This is a genomic window from Synechococcus sp. MEDNS5 (genome assembly GCF_014279875.1).
In the GTDB taxonomy this organism is placed as follows: Bacteria; Cyanobacteriota; Cyanobacteriia; order PCC-6307; family Cyanobiaceae; genus Synechococcus_C.
In genome coordinates this window covers 668372-680775 of the sequence record NZ_CP047952.1, presented here as the reverse complement: position 1 = coordinate 680775, position 12404 = coordinate 668372, and the positions used below count along the sequence as shown (strand labels likewise).

Genomic DNA, 12404 nt, shown 5'->3' with positions numbered 1-12404 from the left:
TAGAAAAATGTTGGGCCGGTTGCATCAACCGGCCGAAGAGACGATCAGCTCTGAACGTCGAGCTTGTCGACGGTGTCGAACTCGAACTTGATCTCCTTCCAGGTCTCGAGGGCGATGGCCAGCTCGGGGCTGTGCTTGCCGGCTTCCATGAGGATGTCGCGGCTCTCTTTCTCGAGATGACGGCCGGCGTTGCGGGCCTTGACGCAGGCCTCGAGGGCCACGCGGTTGGCAGCAGCACCTGCAGCGGAACCCCAGGGGTGACCGTGGGTACCACCACCGAACTGCAGGACGGAGTCGTCGCCAAAGATGGTGACCAGTGCAGGCATGTGCCACACGTGGATACCGCCGGAAGCGACGGCGAACACGCCAGGCATGGAACCCCAGTCCTGATCGAAGAAGTTGCCGCGGCTGCGGTCTTCGGGCACGAAAGATTCGCGCAGCTGGTCGATGTAGCCGAGGGTGGTCTGACGATCACCTTCCAGCTTTCCAACCACGGTGCCGGTGTGGAGCTGGTCACCACCGGACAGACGCAGGCACTTGGCGAGAACGCGGAAGTGGATGCCGTGCTTGGGGTGACGGTCGATCACCGCGTGCATGGCGCGGTGGATGTGCAGGAGCATGCCGTTCTTGCGGCACCACTTCGACAGACCGGTGTTGGCGGTGAAGCCACCGGTGATGAAGTCGTGCATGATGATCGGCATTCCGAGTTCCTTGGCGAACTCAGCCCGCTCATACATCTCCTCGGGAGTGTTGGCGGTCACGTTGAGGTAGTGACCCTTGCGCTCGCCGGTCTCCTGCTCGGACAGCTTGATAGCTTCCGCAACGAATTCGAAGCGGTTCTGCCAACGCTGGAAAGGCTGGGAGTTGATGTTCTCGTCGTCCTTGGTGAAGTCCAGACCACCACGCAGGCACTCATAGACGACACGGCCGTAGTTCTTACCGCTCAGGCCGAGCTTCGGCTTGATGGTGCAACCCAGCAGAGGACGGCCGTACTTGTTCATCCGGTCGCGCTCAACCTGGATGCCGTTAGGCGGGCCGTAGCAGCTCTTGATGAACGCCATCGGGAAGCGGATGTCTTCCAGACGCAGGTGGCGAAGAGCCTTGAAACCGAACACGTTGCCGACCAGGGAGGTCAGAACGTTGGTGATCGAACCCTCTTCGAACAGGTCGAGGGGGTAGGCGATGAAGGCATAGAACGCCTCCTTGTCACCAGGGACGTCTTCAATGCGATAGCAACGGCCCTTGTAGAAGTCGAGATCGGTGAGGAGCTCGGACCACACAGTGGACCAGGTGCCGGTGGAGGATTCAGCAGCCACAGCAGCGGCAACTTCTTCCTTGGGCACACCTTCTTGGCCTGTGCACTTGAAGCAGGCCAGCAGGTCGGTGTCGAGGGGAACGTAATCAGGAGTCCAGTAAGTGTCTCTGTACTCCTTGACCCCGGCGTCGTACTTCTTGCTCATGAGAAAACTCCGTTAAGTCGGTGAAGGGGGTGATGAACAGTCGAACCTCTATTCAGAGGATCAGCTGATCTCAGTCCTTCTGACCAAGGAAGTTGCCGTTGCCCAGTGCAGGCTCCACTTCGCGGTGGGGGCGAGCAATGATGTGAGCAGCAACGAGGCCGTCGCCCACGCGCTCACAGGCATCGGCGCCAGCGCGCACTGCAGCGTTCACTGCACCGGTCTCGCCGCGCACGAGCACGGTGACGTAACCGCCGCCGACGAACTCACGACCGATCAGGCGCACTTCGGCGGCCTTGGTCATGGCGTCAGCAGCTTCGATCGCGGGGACGAGGCCGCGGGTCTCGATCATGCCGAGAGCGATGCCCATGGTTTCGTTAGCCATTGCCTACCGGGAAAGGGGGAGGATGTTCGCCGCTGAGACTGCTCTGCCACAGGCCTGGCCGTCAAGCGATCCAGAGAACTCTCGAGATCACTGTCCATAGTGAACTTCATAAGCTCAGCTGATGAGCCTGTCCACGACTGATGTGAACCACTGCTGGCCTTCCGGTGAGCGCCCGAACACATTGGGTTGCCAACTCCGGCCAAAGCCTTTGTTTACAAAAAGACATGCCCCCCGTCGTCGGTTGGCGGCGCCGTTGATCCCACACAATGGAGCCCTTCTAGGGAGGTGCCTTGCGCAGGCTGATCATCGCCAGCGGGAATCCACACAAGGTTGCTGAGATTGAAGCCATGCTCGGCCCAATCAATGTGGACGTCTGTCGCCAGCCTTCAGATCTCGATGTGGAGGAAACAGGCAGCACCTACCTTGAGAACGCTCGACTGAAAGCAGTTGCTGCAGCGTGCCGAACAGGGTGCTGGGCCCTTGCTGATGATTCAGGCCTGGAAGTTGACGCTCTTGATGGTGCTCCGGGGCTCTTCACGGCAAGATTCGCCGCGTCGGACCACGACAAGTTGGAACGCCTTCAAGCTGCCATGGCCGACATTCCTTACCGCAGCGCATGCTTTCGCAGCGCCATGGTGCTCTGCTCTCCGGAGGGAAGCTGTGAAGAGGAGTCCGAGGGGTTCTGCTGGGGTGAACTGCTCCACATCCCTGCTTATCCGGGCGGAGGGATTGAATCCCTGTTCTGGGTGCGTGAGGCAGGCTGCAGTTATGGCCAACTCAACGCCTCCCAGCTGTCGAGGCTGGGCAGTCGCGGGAAAGCAGCACGGATTCTGGCTCCAGGACTGCGAAGACGCCTTCAGTTGGACTGATTCCGCAGAACTGAATCAGCGCAGGGTTGAACGCCGATTCACCAAGTCGATGGCTCGCATGGCAGCGGCGGCAGCCTCTTCAACATCACCTTCTTTTCCGGCAAGGGTGAGACGCCCGAAGGCACCCACCGCTTTCACATCCACCAATGTGATGTTGGAGGCCTTCTCGGCTTCGTTTGCAGCAATCAGCACATAACCAGCCGGTTCCGTCTCGAGGATGAACATGCTCATTCCCGCCTCGATCATCGAACCCCGCCGGTTCTGCCGATTGATCAGCACCGCATGGTCCGGTGTGATCGCGCGGATCACCTCAGTCCAACTCACCTCGGCAGGGCTGCGCTGGTCGATCGAGCTGCCGATCGCCTCGAGAACCACATCTCCCGAGTGAAGCACCGTGCTCTGATCACGGTGGTAGAGAGCCATCGAGCCGAACGCCCGCTCCACCACCATCTGGCCGAGCCGCACATTGCTGGCCTTTAAGGCGATATCAGTGACACGGTGCACGGCCATTCCAGGAGACACTTCCATCCAGAGACAGGCATCGCCTGGGATCGGAAGAAAGCCCTGGCTGACAGACCCCATATACGCCGCAAGCTGGGGCTGCAGAGAGTCGATGAACACATGCGTGCGCAGTTCAATCGACTGCACATGACTGTTTCGCCGGGTGAAGCGCGACGATTCTGAGTCGGTGGTAACGACACAGCTCGCTCCGCTGGCGGAGGACTGAACCTCCGTACCGGTGACGAGGGCGCTGCCGCCAACGCGCCGCTCCCTGGCATCGAAGCCGGCGAAACGATTCATGGCGCGGATCTTACCGGAAGCCGATTGTGAGCAAGGACCGTGCGCTTGCGTCACTGATGCCAGCCGATACCTTCAACACACATGCACCAAGATCGATGACCTCGACACAGGAGCCCCGCCTGAACGAAGGAAATCCAGCCACTGAACTGAATGCTGAACAGGCACTCGGACTGGTGAGCTACGGCCTAATGCAGCGCTTGGCTGGAGAGGGTCACGTCGAACTTCCTTGGTTGCCATCCCAAAACGAAGACAAAGCCCAGAACCTGCATCAATTGCGGCAACGACTGGAACTCACAGCACTGGCTCTTGAGACAGGTGCACCGCTGAGCACGGCCGAAGTGGGTTTTCTGCTCGGTGCAAGGCCTGGAACAGAGCAGGTTGAGCGCGGCGGCCTGTCCGCCAAGCGTGTGAGCCGCAATGTCTGGCGTCTCACCAAGATCGATGATTCTGAAGGGAGATCGGGCGGAAGCTTTGCAGATGAGCGCTTCCGCCGTCGCCTCTGAGCCACTGTCAGCGCTTAGGAGGGATCCTGATCGGCACCATCCTTCATGGAGTCATCCTTCATGGAGTCATCCTTCATGGAGTCATCCTCCACAGCCACGCAAACGGTGGTCGCAGCCAACTGTTCGCGAGCGGCCACCACGGGTGCAGCCTTGCCTTTCAGCTGTTCAGCGGCTTCGGCAAGAGTGAGATTTTTGTTCTTGCTGACTTCATCAACCGCTTGACGGAAGATCTCCACTTGATCGCGGTATTCCTTCACTTCCGCCTTCGTTAACTGATCTTCAGCTTTGTTCAGAGATGACAGTGCGGTGTTGAGCTTTTCGCCTGCTTTCTCGGCATCAGCAACAGTGGATTCCGGTGTGAGCGCGTTGACCGCGAACACGGCGGCATCAACATCAGCCTGAGCGGCACAAACCGCCTCAACACCTTTCGCCACCTTCACTTCATCCGTTGCTGCTTTCTTCTCAGCGGACTGGCAAGCAGCAAGTGCCAGGCCAAGGGCCAAAGCAGCGGGGAGGGCACGCAGTGAGGACATGGAATCGTCCGATCGTCGGTCGAAATGTAGTCAGATTTCCAGATTCGTACCGACACGATCCCAAAGAGTTTCAGGCAGTTGGCCCCTTTTGGGATTCCAGCGCCATGGTGAGAACAGGATCTGTGGACGAAGGCGAAATGAGCGCCAATCTTCTCAAGGAGTCAGGGCCTCGGGAGGTGTTCTGCGGCCTGACGTCGATCGTGTGGCTGCACCGACGCATGCCCGATGCCTTCTTCCTCGTGGTGGGATCCCGCACCTGCGCCCACCTGATCCAAAGCGCCGCCGGCGTCATGATCTTTGCTGAGCCTCGATTCGGCACCGCCATTCTCAGCGAGCGTGATCTTGCGGGTCTTGCTGATGCCCACGACGAGCTCGACCGAGTTGCTCGGGAACTCTTGGCGCGCCGCCCTGAAATCCGCACCCTTTTCTTGGTGGGATCCTGTCCAAGCGAGGTCATCAAGCTTGATCTCGCTCGAGCCGCCGAACGTCTCAATGAGGAGCTCCAGGGGCGCGTCCGGGTTGTGAATTATTCCGGAAGCGGTATCGAAACCACCTTCACCCAGGGAGAAGACGGAGCACTGGCTGCACTCGTGCCTCTACTGCCGGCCAGCGACGCCCGTCAGCTTCTCCTGGTGGGCACATTGGCTGATGCCGTGGAGGATCGCCTGATCCACCTCTTCTCAAAACTCGGCATCGAGACCGTGCGCAGTCTCCCGCCGCGCCAATCCTCCCAGCTGCCACCGGTGGGGGCCGGTACCACGGTGCTGCTGACGCAGCCCTTCCTTACCGAGACCGCACGGTTGTTGCGTGACCGGGGCGCCACGGTGCTCAAGGCCCCGTTCCCTCTAGGCGCCGAGGGCAGCCGGCGCTGGATGGAAGCTGCCGCAGACAATTTCCAGTGCCCGGAAGCCAACGTCCGCAACGTGCTCGATCCCCTTGAAGCACGCGCGCGGATCGCCCTCGCACCCCATCGGGAGGTGCTGGCAGGCAAGCGCATCTTCTTGCTGCCGGAATCCCAACTTGAACTCCCCCTGGCCCGCTTTTTGCACAGAGAGTGCGGCATGGAGTTGGTGGAAGTGGGGGTTCCTTATCTCAATCGCGAGCAGATGGGCGAGGAACTGGCCTTGCTTCCGGATGGGACAACGGTGGTAGAGGGGCAGCACGTGGAACGGCAGTTGGATCGGGTCCGCGCTGGTCGCCCAGATCTAGTGGTGTGTGGGATGGGGCTTGCCAATCCCCTGGAAGCGGAGGGGATTACAACTAAATGGTCGATCGAACTGGTGTTCAGTCCGATCCACGGCATCGACCAGGCAGGCGATCTTGCCGAATTGTTCTCACGTCCACTGCACAGACGCCAACTGATCCATCCGGCCCTGCATCCGCAAGCCTCCAACCACCCCGTTCACGCCTGAATCGATGGAACTGACGCTCTGGACTTACGAAGGCCCCCCCCATGTGGGAGCCATGCGCATCGCCGCCTCAATGCATGGGGTTCACTACGTGCTGCATGCACCGCAGGGCGACACCTATGCCGATCTTCTGTTCACGATGATCGAACGCCGCGGGCAGCGACCACCAGTGACTTACACCACTTTTCAGGCCAGAGATTTGGGAGGTGACACTGCAGAACTGGTCAAGCGGCACGTGCAAGAAGCAGCGGATCGCTTTCAACCCGATGCTCTGCTTGTGGGAGAGAGCTGTACGGCCGAACTGATCCAGGATCAGCCCGGTGCGCTGGCGCAGGGAATGGGATTACCGATGCCCGTCGTCACACTGGAGCTGCCCGCGTACAGCAAGAAAGAGAACTGGGGAGCGGCAGAGACCCTCTACCAACTGATGCGCGGGCTGCTGAAACAGAGCGTGCCGCAACAGCCGAACCACGATGTGAAGGCCTGGCAGCACGAAGGGCGTCGGCCGCGGGTGAATCTGCTCGGACCGTCCCTGCTGGGGTTCCGTTGTCGAGACGATGTTCTTGAAGTCCAGCGACTGCTGTCACTTCATGGCATCGACGTTGGCGTTGTTGCACCTCTTGGTGCGGGTGTGGAAGACATCCTTCGGCTGCCCCAGGCGGACTTGAATGTATGCCTCTATCCGGAAGTGGCTGAATCCAGCTGCAGCTGGCTGGAACGCAACTTCGGCATCCCGTTCAGCAAGACGGTGCCGATCGGCATGGGGGCAACCCACGACTTTCTTGTTGAAGTGCATGATCTCCTGGGGATGTCCCCCCCGGAAGCCGCAGAGGGGTACCAGCGATCCCGCATGCCCTGGTATTCCGAGTCCGTGGATTCCACTTACCTCACGGGCAAGCGTGTGTTCATCTTCGGGGACGGCACCCACGCCATTGCAGCAGCAAGGATCTGCAGCGAAGAGCTGGGATTCACCGTGGTGGGGCTGGGGTCTTACAGCAGGGAAATGGCCAGACCCGTTCGCGCCGCTGCCAAACAACTGGGGCTTGAGGCCCTGATCTGTGATGACTATCTAGCGGTCGAAGCAGCCATGGCCGAGGCGGCTCCCGAACTGGTCCTGGGTACCCAGATGGAACGGCACAGCGCCAAACGACTGGGAATTCCCTGCGCTGTGATCAGTACGCCGATGCATGTTCAGGATGTTCCGGCACGCCATAGCCCTCAGATGGGCTGGGAAGGCGCGAATGTGATTTTCGACGCCTGGGTCCACCCATTGATGATGGGCCTGGAGGAGCACCTGATCGGCATGTTCCGCCACGACTTCGAGTTTGTGGATGGACACCAGAGTCATCTGGGTCATACGGGGGGAGCGGGTGCCGGCAACGGCAACGAGGTCATGAACGATTCTGGTTCCCTGCAGGAGGCCCCATCAGGCCAGCTGGTCTGGACCGCCGATGGCGAAGCGGAACTGAAGAAGATCCCATTCTTTGTGCGTGGAAAAGTTCGACGCAATGCCGAGTCGTATGCCCGAGAGGTGGGCTGCAGGGAAATCAGCAGCGAAACGCTCTATGACGCAAAAGCCCACTACAAGGCATGAGCATTTTCACTCAATTATTTAAGCCAACCAACCAATAATCAGCAGCCAAGCTAAAGCTTCTGAAAGCAGATCTTTCATTTCCCGGTGAATCACAGACAGAACACATCCACTGCTGTTGAATGACATTGATCCCTTGTACGAAGGTCGCTGCATGACCACGACCCTGAAGCGTCCTGTTGACGGCGACGGCAGTGTTCAGGTCCATCAGGACCCCTCAGTGAACATCGAAGAGGAAACCCTGGTCATTGCCGTTTACGGCAAAGGAGGCATCGGTAAATCCACCACTTCCTCCAACCTCTCCGCCGCGTTCTCCAAACTGGGTAAGCGGGTGCTGCAGATCGGCTGTGACCCCAAGCACGACAGCACCTTCACCCTCACCCACAAGATGGTGCCGACGGTGATCGACATCCTTGAGGAGGTTGACTTCCACAGCGAGGAACTGCGTCCAGAGGACTTCGTTTTCACCGGCTTCAACGGTGTGAAATGCGTGGAAAGCGGCGGCCCACCGGCTGGGACCGGTTGTGGTGGTTATGTCACCGGCCAGACGGTGAAGTTGCTGAAGGAACATCACCTACTGGAAGACACCGATGTGGTGATCTTTGATGTGTTGGGTGACGTGGTCTGCGGTGGCTTCGCTGCGCCCCTGCAGCACGCCAACTACTGCCTGATCGTGACGGCCAACGATTTCGATTCGATCTTCGCGATGAACCGGATCGTTCAGGCGATTCAGGCCAAAGCCAAGAACTACAAAGTGCGGCTCGGGGGGGTCGTGGCCAACCGCTCGGCTGACACCGATCAGATCGACAAATTCAACGCGCGCACGGGCCTGCGCACCATGGCCCACTTCAAGGATGTGGACGCGATCCGTCGATCCAGGCTCAAGAAATGCACCATCTTTGAAATGGATGATGCAGACGAGGGAGTTCAGGCCGTTCGCCAGGAATATCTACGTCTGGCGCAGAACATGCTCGAGAACGTTCAGCCCCTCGAAGCCACATCGCTGAAGGACCGGGAGATCTTCGACCTACTCGGCTTCGACTGATCAGAGTCCCACCAGCTGCATCGAGAGTTCCCAGACCCTACGAGCGGTGTCTGGGTCGGTGGCCTTGTCCGATAGCTCCTGGCTGAATTGCTGACCATCCTTCTTTTGCCGGTTGCCCCAGCTCCAGTGCACGCCCGATTCGGCGAAGTCGGGATTGGCGACAACGTCTGCAACCCGTTCACCCGCTAACGCTTGCGAGACGTAACCGCCAGTGATGTTCTTCTGGAACCAGGGGAAGATCGTCTGAAAGGCCTTGGGGGTGTTGCGGAACAGCGGCGTGTCTGCCACGCAACCTGGATAGAGCGAAGTGAAGATGATCCCCGTGTCCGCGTGCAAACGGCGATGCAACTCTTGGGTGGTAATCATGTTGCAGAGCTTGCTGTCTTTGTAGGCCTTGCCGGGCTTGAAGGGCTTGCCACTGGCCATCGCAATGGGGTCTTTGAAGCCGCTCTCGAAACCGGACAGGTCTCCAAGATCAGCAGGGGCCGGGATGGGAATCTTTCCACCCAGTTCTTTGGAGTTCGCGGTGACGGTTCCCAGAATCACCACCCGCTTGGAAGGATGGCTGGAGTTCTGCAGGCGACCCAACAGCAGCTGCACCAGCAGGAAATGGCCGAAGTGGTTTGTGGCCATTGAAATTTCGTAGCCCTGAGGGGAACGCTCCGGCTGTTTCAACTTGGGTTTATAAACCGCTGCATTACAAACCACAGCATCCAACTGCTCGGGCAGAGCATCAACAGCTCGGCGCACACTCTCGAGATCGCCAAGATCCATTAACACGTGCTGCAGCCGCTCTTTGGGAAGGTCCAGTTCGTCTGCAACCGCCGCAGCCCGCTGCGGGCTGCGGTTGGCTGATATCACCGTCCAGCCTCGATTCACCAATGCACGCGTGGCATTCAGGCCTACACCCGATGTGGTGCCGGTAATCAGAACGGTGCCGGGCGTGGTCATCTCAAAACCCTTGGAAGAAAGCCAGTCTGCCCTTCAATGCTGCAGCGCTCGCCCCATGAATCAGAAACTCAGCGCCAAATCACCCTCAGGCGGTTCGGCGCAATCCACTGATCTTGCTCATCCATCAAACGCTCATCACCACCGACGGTGAACAACGTGTCGAAACGCTGTTGCAGGGTCTGAAGTTTGGATGTCTCGACATCGACAACGGCAGCCATCTCTCCATGGCGATCGAGTCGTTCCTGATAGGCCATCGACAGACGAACCAAACTCACCACACCAAGAAAGGTGAGACCGAGCTTCACGGTCAGCGCAAGCGTGCTGCACAACAACTCCCTGCGATCGTTTTGATGCTGGAGAAGTGCCGCGAGAGATGCTGCGTCAGCTGGCTTGGTAACGGCGTTTGGCATGCCCGCTTGTAACGCAGGGAACACTGCATGCCAAGGGGACAACCGCTCAGACCCTGATGCCGATCAAGCGCGGTAGAGGCTGACGCACAGACGAACCGCAAGCACCCCTGCGTGGGCAGCGACCACGAGAGCGATGAAGATTTCGGCCTGGGTGATGGAGCTGACCATGGCGGACCTCGAAACCATTGCATTCTTCCGCCAAGCCCCCTCCGAACGCCATCATTCGCAAAGGCCTGTCACACCTTTATGGAAGCCGGATGCCACCAGTCTTCGCTGACCATTACCGCAGAAGCGATCCAGCGACTGGATCTGAAGGTCCTCGTCAGTTGGATGGACCAGCCCCTGACCAAGCTGTTGAACGACGGGGCTGTTCTCGAACTCAACTATGAGTGGCCTCGTGCAGCAGAGGATCCTCGGGAACTGAGTGAGTGCGCTGAACCCAGACTTTGGGCGTTAAGGGCTGACGCGCGCTATCCCTGGCTTCCCCTTCTGTTGGATCGCTCGAAGGGATGCCTCATTCAACATGTGGCCATGCTCGTTCCCCATGATTTTCGCCCGAGCGAAGGAATCCGCTTTGATCCCCAGGCCCTCGAGCTCTGGGTCACACACCGGTTGATGGTTCTGGATCAGCTGGGGGCAGACGCAGGGGTTCCCGGACATCAGCGCGGCAATCTGTCATTGATGGCTGCAAGCCTCGGCTTCGAGCTCGACGCCGGCTTCTGGGAGCTGCTGGACCAGACGCGATGACCCTTGGCACAACCAACGCTCACTGGTGCTGGCTTGTGCTGGCGGGAGTTCTTCTCCAGGGCTGCTTCAGGCGGTCGCTACCGGAGCAAGCCCTCACATCCCCCGTATCGGCGGAAGCCACCAGCCTGGAACGTCAATCAGACACCCAACCTCAGAAACCTCAGCCTCCGGGGCAGCTCGGCCCAAACACAGAGCTCCTTGCCAGTCTGAGCGCAGCGCCCCTGTCTCTGTCGGCTCAGCGCACGGAGCGCAATCGCCTTGATGGAGAACGCCTTTGGGCACTGGAGCTTCATCAAGACGAACGACTCCTGGCCCGCTGGGAGGCCGTGAGCGGATTCACCACCAGCCAATCCCTCGATCGCCGCTGGTCTCCAGGCAACGGAGCTCCCCTGCCTCCAGGCTTGTACACCCTGGGGCTGCCTGAAGCCTGGGGAGACGACATCTGGTTCACCCTGACGCCACGCTTCGAAACGACCCGCTCCGGATTGGGCATCCATGGCTGCAACCCGGGCAGTGGCTGCGTCTGCCTCCCGGATCGCGCCTCCTTAGAGGCCCTTGCAAACTGGGCCAAAACGGTCCAGATCCAGACACTGACTGTGTTGAATTAACCCTCCAAAGAAGACAGCAAGCAGCATGGAAACATTCCATGTGTTGTAAGCATCACACCAACACTGCAGGACGGTCTCTAAAACCGGATGGAATTCCTTGGATCAATGGACACCAATATCTGGATGATCATCGGCTTTCTGTTGGCAGCCTATTCAGTGGTGGCCAACGACTCGCTGCAGACGCTTGGCACCTACATTTCGTCGAACAAAAAACGCACCCCAAAAGTGGTGCAGATGATCTTCATCTGCACCGTCACGATCTTCGTGCTGATGCTCGGCTGGTTCATCAATGGCGGCGACCCGGCATGGGGACGACTCGAAAAATTCCCGATTCCTGAAACCTTCACCTGGGTATACATCATTCCTCCGCTTGCGGTGCTGGGCCTTACCGCCTGGGGCGCACCCGTAAGCACATCGTTCCTGGTGCTTTCCGCATTTGTTCCCAAGAACATCCCCAAACTTCTTGAAAGTTCTCTGTCTGGTTATTTCCTGGCGTTCTGTCTCGCTCTGGCGGCCTGGGGTCTTGGCATGTGGCTACTGGAGCGTTGGGTGTTCCGGCGCACACAGGAAGGCAAGGATTTCAACAAGGTTTGGTATGGCCTGCAGTGGTTCTCCACTGGCTTCCTGTGGAGCATGTGGATGGTGCAGGATCTCGCCAACATTTTCGTCTTCCTTCCCCGCGAGCTTGGGTTATTCCCGATGCTGGTCTGCACCGCCATCCTCTGCATCGGGCTGTGTGTGCTCGTCGCTATCGGCGGTGGTCCGATTCAGGGTGTGCTGCGCAGCAAAACCAACACCGCCGATCTGCGTTCGGCCACGGTGATCGACTTCATGTTCGGACTTTGCCTGCTGTACAAAGCATTTCTCAGCACCTTCCCGTTGAGCACAACGTGGGTGTTCCTGGGTTTGCTGGGTGGTCGGGAAATCGCCCTGCGCATCAAAGAACAGGAATTCGAATACGTGTTCACCAACCGATCCGGAGGCAACCTCGGCAAGATCATCGGTAGTGATCTTTGGAAAGCATTCATCGGCGTGATTGTCAGCCTGGTGATCGCTCTTGGCCTGCAGCCTCTGATCGCCTGGACTGGGGGCTGA

At 59.1% G+C, this 12404-nt stretch carries 15 protein-coding genes; 8 read left to right on the top strand and 7 right to left on the bottom strand.

The window, feature by feature from the left end; all coding sequences use genetic code 11:
• Nucleotides 1–44: 44 nt before the first annotated feature.
• Together SynMEDNS5_RS03380 and SynMEDNS5_RS03375 are read right to left on the bottom strand one after the other, a co-directional pair.
• Nucleotides 45–1460, bottom strand: a complete 1416-nt coding sequence (locus SynMEDNS5_RS03380) for a form I ribulose bisphosphate carboxylase large subunit (RefSeq protein ID WP_186584375.1) — start codon at nucleotides 1458–1460, stop codon at nucleotides 45–47.
• Nucleotides 1461–1530: 70 nt separating this feature from the next.
• Nucleotides 1531–1842 (bottom strand): BMC domain-containing protein, encoded by a 312-nt coding sequence (locus SynMEDNS5_RS03375; protein WP_006169870.1) that lies wholly within the window; start codon nucleotides 1840–1842, stop codon nucleotides 1531–1533.
• 290 nt (nucleotides 1843–2132) lie between these two features.
• Between SynMEDNS5_RS03375 and SynMEDNS5_RS03370 the strand changes: the two genes are divergently transcribed.
• On the top strand, nucleotides 2133–2711 hold the full coding sequence (locus SynMEDNS5_RS03370; protein ID WP_186584373.1) for a non-canonical purine NTP pyrophosphatase: 579 nt from the start codon (nucleotides 2133–2135) through the stop codon (nucleotides 2709–2711).
• Nucleotides 2712–2726: 15 nt separating this feature from the next.
• Here SynMEDNS5_RS03370 and SynMEDNS5_RS03365 read toward each other — a convergent pair whose 3' ends face one another.
• Nucleotides 2727–3512: a BMC domain-containing protein gene (locus SynMEDNS5_RS03365; protein ID WP_186584371.1), complete on the bottom strand. Its 786-nt coding sequence runs from the start codon at nucleotides 3510–3512 to the stop codon at nucleotides 2727–2729.
• Nucleotides 3513–3607: 95 nt separating this feature from the next.
• Here SynMEDNS5_RS03365 and SynMEDNS5_RS03360 point away from each other — a divergent pair, with 95 nt between their 5' ends.
• Nucleotides 3608–4015 carry a hypothetical protein gene (locus SynMEDNS5_RS03360; RefSeq protein ID WP_186584369.1) on the top strand — a complete coding sequence of 136 codons (408 nt, stop codon included), beginning with the start codon at nucleotides 3608–3610 and terminating at the stop codon, nucleotides 4013–4015.
• Nucleotides 4016–4029: 14 nt separating this feature from the next.
• On the opposite strand, the gene SynMEDNS5_RS03355 is transcribed toward SynMEDNS5_RS03360, so the two are convergent.
• A complete protein-coding gene (locus SynMEDNS5_RS03355) occupies nucleotides 4030–4548 on the bottom strand; it encodes a hypothetical protein (RefSeq protein WP_186584367.1) in 519 nt (172 codons plus the stop codon).
• Between the two features lie 137 nt (nucleotides 4549–4685).
• Between SynMEDNS5_RS03355 and SynMEDNS5_RS03350 the strand changes: the two genes are divergently transcribed.
• The 3 genes from SynMEDNS5_RS03350 to bchL all read left to right on the top strand — a co-directional run bounded on the left by SynMEDNS5_RS03350 (nucleotide 4686) and on the right by bchL (nucleotide 8593).
• Nucleotides 4686–5960: a ferredoxin:protochlorophyllide reductase (ATP-dependent) subunit N gene (locus SynMEDNS5_RS03350; RefSeq protein ID WP_186585812.1), complete on the top strand. Its 1275-nt coding sequence runs from the start codon at nucleotides 4686–4688 to the stop codon at nucleotides 5958–5960.
• Between the two features lie 4 nt (nucleotides 5961–5964).
• Complete coding sequence (locus SynMEDNS5_RS03345; protein ID WP_186584365.1) at nucleotides 5965–7551, top strand: ferredoxin:protochlorophyllide reductase (ATP-dependent) subunit B; 1587 nt, start codon at nucleotides 5965–5967, stop codon at nucleotides 7549–7551.
• Nucleotides 7552–7702: 151 nt separating this feature from the next.
• Nucleotides 7703–8593, top strand: a complete 891-nt coding sequence (gene bchL / locus SynMEDNS5_RS03340; protein ID WP_186584363.1) for a ferredoxin:protochlorophyllide reductase (ATP-dependent) iron-sulfur ATP-binding protein — start codon at nucleotides 7703–7705, stop codon at nucleotides 8591–8593.
• Here bchL and SynMEDNS5_RS03335 read toward each other — a convergent pair whose 3' ends face one another.
• From SynMEDNS5_RS03335 to psaM, 3 genes are all read right to left on the bottom strand, one after another.
• Entirely contained in the window at nucleotides 8594–9544 is a 951-nt protein-coding gene (locus SynMEDNS5_RS03335) for a protochlorophyllide reductase (protein WP_186584361.1), read from the bottom strand. It abuts the gene before it with no gap.
• Nucleotides 9545–9612: 68 nt separating this feature from the next.
• Nucleotides 9613–9954 (bottom strand): hypothetical protein, encoded by a 342-nt coding sequence (locus SynMEDNS5_RS03330; RefSeq protein WP_186584359.1) that lies wholly within the window; start codon nucleotides 9952–9954, stop codon nucleotides 9613–9615.
• Between the two features lie 63 nt (nucleotides 9955–10017).
• Nucleotides 10018–10122, bottom strand: a complete 105-nt coding sequence (psaM, locus tag SynMEDNS5_RS03325; RefSeq protein WP_006043638.1) for a photosystem I reaction center subunit XII — start codon at nucleotides 10120–10122, stop codon at nucleotides 10018–10020.
• A gap of 78 nt (nucleotides 10123–10200) precedes the next feature.
• On the opposite strand from psaM, the gene SynMEDNS5_RS03320 reads away from it, so the two are divergent.
• From SynMEDNS5_RS03320 to SynMEDNS5_RS03310, 3 genes are all read left to right on the top strand, one after another.
• Complete coding sequence (locus SynMEDNS5_RS03320) at nucleotides 10201–10701, top strand: CRR6 family NdhI maturation factor (RefSeq protein ID WP_186584357.1); 501 nt, start codon at nucleotides 10201–10203, stop codon at nucleotides 10699–10701.
• A complete protein-coding gene (locus tag SynMEDNS5_RS03315) occupies nucleotides 10698–11309 on the top strand; it encodes a hypothetical protein (protein WP_186584347.1) in 612 nt (203 codons plus the stop codon). Before SynMEDNS5_RS03320 ends, SynMEDNS5_RS03315 begins: the two co-directional genes overlap by 4 nt.
• Before the next feature lie 87 nt (nucleotides 11310–11396).
• On the top strand, nucleotides 11397–12404 hold the full coding sequence (locus SynMEDNS5_RS03310) for a hypothetical protein (RefSeq protein WP_186584345.1): 1008 nt from the start codon (nucleotides 11397–11399) through the stop codon (nucleotides 12402–12404).